Origin of the sequence: Microcoleus sp. CAWBG640 (genome assembly GCF_020883015.1) — a bacterium.
Lineage (GTDB): Bacteria > Cyanobacteriota > Cyanobacteriia > Cyanobacteriales > Microcoleaceae > Microcoleus > Microcoleus anatoxicus.
Map to the genome: position 1 here is coordinate 1 of NZ_JAHRFC010000059.1, position 5,519 is coordinate 5,519.

At 46.4% G+C, this 5,519-nt stretch carries 5 protein-coding genes; 4 read left to right on the forward strand and 1 reads right to left on the reverse strand.

The annotated features are described in order from the left end of the window. Positions 1–514, forward strand: a 514-nt coding sequence (locus AAFP11_RS22645) for a hypothetical protein (RefSeq protein ID WP_341739081.1), incomplete at its 5' end; no start/stop codon positions are given. 217 nt (positions 515–731) lie between these two features. Here the strand turns inward: AAFP11_RS22645 and AAFP11_RS22650 are convergent. Then, positions 732–1,454, reverse strand: coding sequence for a pyridoxine 5'-phosphate synthase (locus tag AAFP11_RS22650; RefSeq protein ID WP_340522028.1), 723 nt, complete (start codon positions 1,452–1,454; stop codon positions 732–734). Between the two features lie 276 nt (positions 1,455–1,730). Between AAFP11_RS22650 and AAFP11_RS22655 the strand changes: the two genes are divergently transcribed. From AAFP11_RS22655 to AAFP11_RS22665, 3 genes are all read left to right on the forward strand, one after another. Next, positions 1,731–2,600: a Tab2/Atab2 family RNA-binding protein gene (locus AAFP11_RS22655; protein WP_341739082.1), complete on the forward strand. Its 870-nt coding sequence runs from the start codon at positions 1,731–1,733 to the stop codon at positions 2,598–2,600. Positions 2,601–2,987: 387 nt separating this feature from the next. Continuing rightward, on the forward strand, positions 2,988–4,283 hold the full coding sequence (locus tag AAFP11_RS22660; RefSeq protein ID WP_341739083.1) for a TldD/PmbA family protein: 1,296 nt from the start codon (positions 2,988–2,990) through the stop codon (positions 4,281–4,283). A 1,014-nt stretch (positions 4,284–5,297) separates the two neighbouring features. After that, positions 5,298–5,519 (forward strand): calcium-binding protein (locus tag AAFP11_RS22665; protein WP_341739084.1); only part of this gene is annotated, 222 nt, incomplete at its 3' end.

Genomic DNA, 5,519 nt, shown 5'->3' on the forward strand with positions numbered 1-5,519 from the left:
CACGATCGCAGGTGGTTATGCACGGGTTTTGCTCTATTTTACCTGTTTATCTTGCACTAAACTCTCGATCGCGCGATCGAAACCCAGGCCACGTCAAGTGCGATCGATATATTCAGCAAGCCCTAAGTATTTACGACGTTTTGGGGTGGATCATTGGTATCGGTTTGCTAAGCAACGATTACATTGGACATTGCCTAACTTGAGAACTCCAGAACAATGTGAGCGGTGGAGCGATTTAATGCCATTGATGAGTTGGCAACTCTGGCTGGCTAGGGACTTAGTTCTCGAGCATCGACTGCCTTGGCAATCTGCTAAGATCGATTTAACTCCTGGACGTGTTGCCCAATCAATGTTGTCAGTTTTAGTTGACATTGGTACTCCTACCAAATTGCCAAAACAGAGGGGAAAATCCCCCGGTTGGGAAACAGGAAAGGTACGTGCTAAGGCACCGCGATATCCCACTGTCAAGAAACGAGTTTCTCGACGCAAAAAGTCTTCAAAATTAGTTGTTTAATCTCCTCAATGCGTGAGTTTTTGAGCAATAACTTGCCTTCTGTTGAAAGGCAGCTACTTTTATATGCGATCGTTTTTTAGTCTAAACTCCAGTGAGATAGAGTCCGAGAATAGAGAACTGAATAATACTGAATAATTCCGATCAAGAAACGATTTGATATCAAGGACAGCCAGGAGGCGTCACCCGTACTCGCCACAATAATTGTGGCAGATGTCTACTATAAATCGGAGAGAATTTTCAAGTAAGCTTGTACAGTGTTAGACAAACCCATTTCTAATGCTTCTGCAATGAGAGCGTGACCGATCGATACTTCGAGGATATCGGGAATGGAGCAAAACTTAGCTAGGTTTTGCAAGTTTAAATCATGTCCTGCATTCACACCTAAACCGACAGCTTGAGCAGCCTTAGCTGATAATACATATTGTTCAAAAACTGATTCTACTTTCCCTTCGCGAAAGGCCGTTGCATAGGGTTCTGTGTACAATTCTACTCGGTCTGCGCCCACTTCTTTTGCCAGGGTCATGAGAGCGGGGTCTGCATCCATAAATAGACTGACTCTGATGCCGTTATCTTTTAATTTTTGAATAATTGGTAGGAGTCGATCGCGATTTTCAGGAATATTCCAACCGCTATCGGAGGTGAGTACATCGGGAGCATCTGGTACCAAGGTACACTGGGCTGGTTTGACATCGCAAACTATATCCATAAACGGATCTTGAAAAGGATTACCTTCGATATTGAATTCTACGGTTAGCATTTTGGCTAATTCATAAACATCGGAGGCTTTGATGTGTCGCTCATCGGGACGGGGATGAACTGTGACACCGTGGGCTCCGGCGGCAATTACGGTTTTGGCGGCTTCAGTAACGCTGGGAATGCCGATGTTTCGAGAGTTTCTGAGGAGGGCAATTCTGTTGATGTTGACGCTGAGTTTGGTCATGGAATTTCGATTAGTTAGTTTTTGAATAAAGGCGATCGACCTTTAATTATCTTCTATTTGTTATTTTTCGCATTCGCAGTCTCGACCAGTTTACCATATTGATCGATTCAGGTTGCAAGAGACTAAGAAACCTGTGGGCTGTGAATACTCGGCTCAACCATCGCCTCAGCATTGTTTTAAAATGCTCCATGATTTAAAATCATTGGCCAATGCTCGGTATCAGAAACTTGACCGATCTCCGGTAACATGAGAAAGGATAAATTTGAACCGCGCAGCATGGCTACTATTTGGGAACTCGATTTTTACAGTCGTCCGATTTTAGACGATCGACAGAAAAAAAAATGGGAAGTGTTAATTTGCGAAAGTCCGCTGAATGTCGGTGACAATGCAGAATCTCTGTTTCGCTACTCACAGTTGTGCCCGAGTTCAACGGTGAATTCCCTGTGGCTGGCTGGTGCCATTAAAGAGGCGATCGCCTCTGCACCGAAACCTCCGGAAAAAATCCGCTTTTTCCGTCGCCAAATGGCCAACATGATTACCAAAGCCTGCGAAGATTTGGACATACCCGTGGCAGCCAGCCGCCGTACCCTTGCCCTGAGCCTGTGGCTAGAAGAACGGATGCGATCGTATTACCCTGCACAAGAGGGTTATCAAGCCACTGTTAACCCTTCGGTGCAATTTGTACCCGAAACGCCTGTGGCACTGCCGGACGCTTTAATCGGCGAAAAATGGGCATTTGTGAGTTTGCCGATCGCCGCTTTTGATGAAATGTCCGAGTGGGATATCGGATTTGGCGAAGCTTTTGGGCTACCCATGACAGGGCTGAGCCCAGAAACCCAGATTCCGGGGCTAATTATATTTTCGTCTAGAGCAACAGCCCTGGCTGGTTGGATGTCCGGTTTGGAGTTAGCTTTTATGAAATATGACTCCGGGTCCCCTCCTACCCCTCCTAGGTTGATACTGGATACGGGTGCTAACGATCGCTGGATTTTAGCTAATATCAGAGACTCGGCAACTCAAGCAGAAGCTAAAAAATTTGAAGCTGCGAAAAAAGAAGCAAAAAAAGTACATTTTTTGGCAATCCAGTCTAATCCAGAATCGGAATCTTTCGACGGATTTTGGCTGCTGCATGAATTAAGTATTTAGGGTTGTCAGTTGTTAGTTGTTAGTTGTCAGTTGTTAGTTGTTAGTTGTTAGTTGTTAGTTGTTAGTTGTTAGTTGTCAGTTGTCAGTTGTCAGTTGTTAGTTGTCAGTTGTTAGTTGTCAGTTGTCAGTTGTCAGTTGTCAGTTGTTAGGTGAAGAACCAATAACAAATAACCAATAACAAATAACCAATAACCAAGAACCAATAACCAATAACCAATAACCAATAACCAATAACCAATAACCAATAACCAATAACCAATAACCAATAACCAATAACCAATAACCAATAACCAATAACCAATAACCAATAACCAATAACCAATAACTTCTGCTCGTAAATATCGATAAAAAGTTCAACTTCCTTCTTCCTTCAAATTACCAACAACAATGACCAATCACCAATCAGCAGAACAACTGCTAGAATTAGCCACCAAAGCAGGTGCCGAAGCTGCTGAGGTATTGGAGTCGCAATCTTTATCGCGGCCGGTATTTTTTGAAGCAAATCGCCTCAAACAGCTAGAAACTGCCCAAGCAGAAGGCATTGCTCTGCGGCTGTGGAGGGATGGGCGGCCTGGTTTGGCAGTGGCTTACGGGCCCGTGGAACCGCAGATTTTGGTCGATCGCGCCATCGCCCTGTCGCAACTCAACGAACCGGAAATCATCGAACTCGGTAGCGGTAACAAAATTGTCTATCCCGACCTCGGACAGTCGATCGCAGCACAACAGCTAGTAGAATGGGGCAAAAGTGCGATCGCCAGCATTCGCCAAGCCTACCCAGAAAGCATCTGCACCGCCGAATTTGACTGCGAAATAGAAAGCACCCGCTTGCTCAACACTAGAGGCTTGGATTGCAGCCACACCGACACCACCCTCAGCGGTTACTTATCAGCAGAATTAGTGCGGGGAGAAGACTTCCTGAATATTTGGGAGGGCGAAACCGAACGCAGCACCATCGACATCCACACCATCACCCAGCGAGTGTTGCAACGATTGGAATGGGCCAAAGACAATGTAGCACCAGTCACAGGGCGGGTACCAGTTTTGTTCACCGCCAAAGCCGCGGATTTACTGTGGGGCACAGTCTGTGCAGCCCTCAACGGCAAACAGGTACTCGAAGGGGCTTCGCCTTGGAGCGATCGATTGGGCCAACAAGTCATATCCCCCCTAGTCACACTCTCCCAACAGCCGGATACGGGGCCCTATAGCTGTCCCTTTGATGACGAAGGCACTCCCACTAGATCGATCGTATTCCTACACAATGGAGTATTGCAGTTATTTTATACAGATCGCACCACCGGTCGAACATTAGGCAGTGGCACCACCGGCAACGGATTTCGCCCTGGTTTGGGCAGTTATCCCACACCGAGTTTGTTCAATGTTTTAATTAAACCAGGAGAGCGATCGCTCACAGATTTAATCGCCCAATTAGACGACGGAATTGTAGTCGATCAAATGCTGGGGGGTAGTGCGGGCATTTCCGGCGACTTTTCGATTAATATCGATCTCGGCTACCGCGTCAAAAAAGGTCAAATAATTGGCCGAGTCAAAGACACAATGGTTGCCGGCAACGTCTATACAGTCCTCAAACAATTAGTAGAATTAGGAGGGGACTCCGAGTGGAACGGTTCTTGCCATACACCCTCTGTAATTGTCGAAGGATTGTCCGTCATCGGCAAAAACTAAAGTTAGTTGTTATTGGTTATTTGTTATCAGTTATTGGTGAGAGGAAGCTCTGAATCCTGGTATTGCCAGCAATTCGGGACACAGCTAGCGCATGGTTGATAAAGCGGTTCCTGCTGTTATGAGGTACAAAAGCGGGGTGCATCCCATTTTTGTAGGGGATTCGCATTCGCGCCCATTTCCTATAGATATCTCCCATAATTATTGTGGAACAGGCATCCTGCCTGTTTTTGACAAGCTTTTTAGGACATGTCTTATAGATATATCAGAGATTTTCAACGCGAATGCTTCGCCCTCTAGGCGTGTTTTCAAACTACTCCTTAAGATTTAGATCCCCCTAAATCCCCCTTAAAAAGGGGGACTTAAAGACTCTTTCCCCCCCCTTTTTAAGGGGGGCTGGGGGGGATCTTTGGGTTTGAAAACACGCCCTCTAGGCGTGTTTCCCAAATCGGGATGCTCCCAGGAGCAATTAACAAACCAATTTATTAAATATTAAGGATTCATTAAGTTTGTCGCTCTTGCAGCAGCAACCGCTGTATAATCCCGGCCACAGAACGCCGAGGATTCTTGACACTTCATTGAGATGCACCGCCAGCAGTCTTATAGCAACCGCCAAGGCGATTAGGATATTTCGGTCACTGAGCGTAGTCGAAGTGGACATTTCGACCCTTCGACTACGCTCAGGGCGACGCTCCGCTCAATGACCAAACCGCCTTGGCGACTGCTATAGCAACCGCCAAGGTGGTTAAGGCATAACTTTGGAGTAAGGGCGAAGCATTCGGGCAGATAATTTATCGGTTTTACTCAAGAATTTTGGGCCCGAATGCGAGAGCCCCTACAGCCTTAATCGCCTCTCTGTCGTGAGTCGTGAGTCTGGGAAAAAAAAAGAATTGCCAAAAAAAAAGTTTTTTTGGAAAAACTGCATAATTTTGGGGAGAGTGCCCAGATAAACAATTAAGGCGAGGTGGTGATCTCATAAATAGCCCCCGCCGGTTTACTCTAGGCAGGAAAAAAACATTGGCAGTATTTACTGGTACATCCACAAACGACAATCTCATCGGCACATCAGTCGATGACAACATCGCAGGCTTAGATGGCAATGATACCCTCGTTGGCTTAGATGGCAACGACACCTTGCTAGGCGGTGCAGGAAACGACAACCTCAGTGGGGGTGGGGGCAATGACAGCCTTGTCGGTGGTAACGACAATGACACCCTGGATGGGGGTATCGGCAACGAC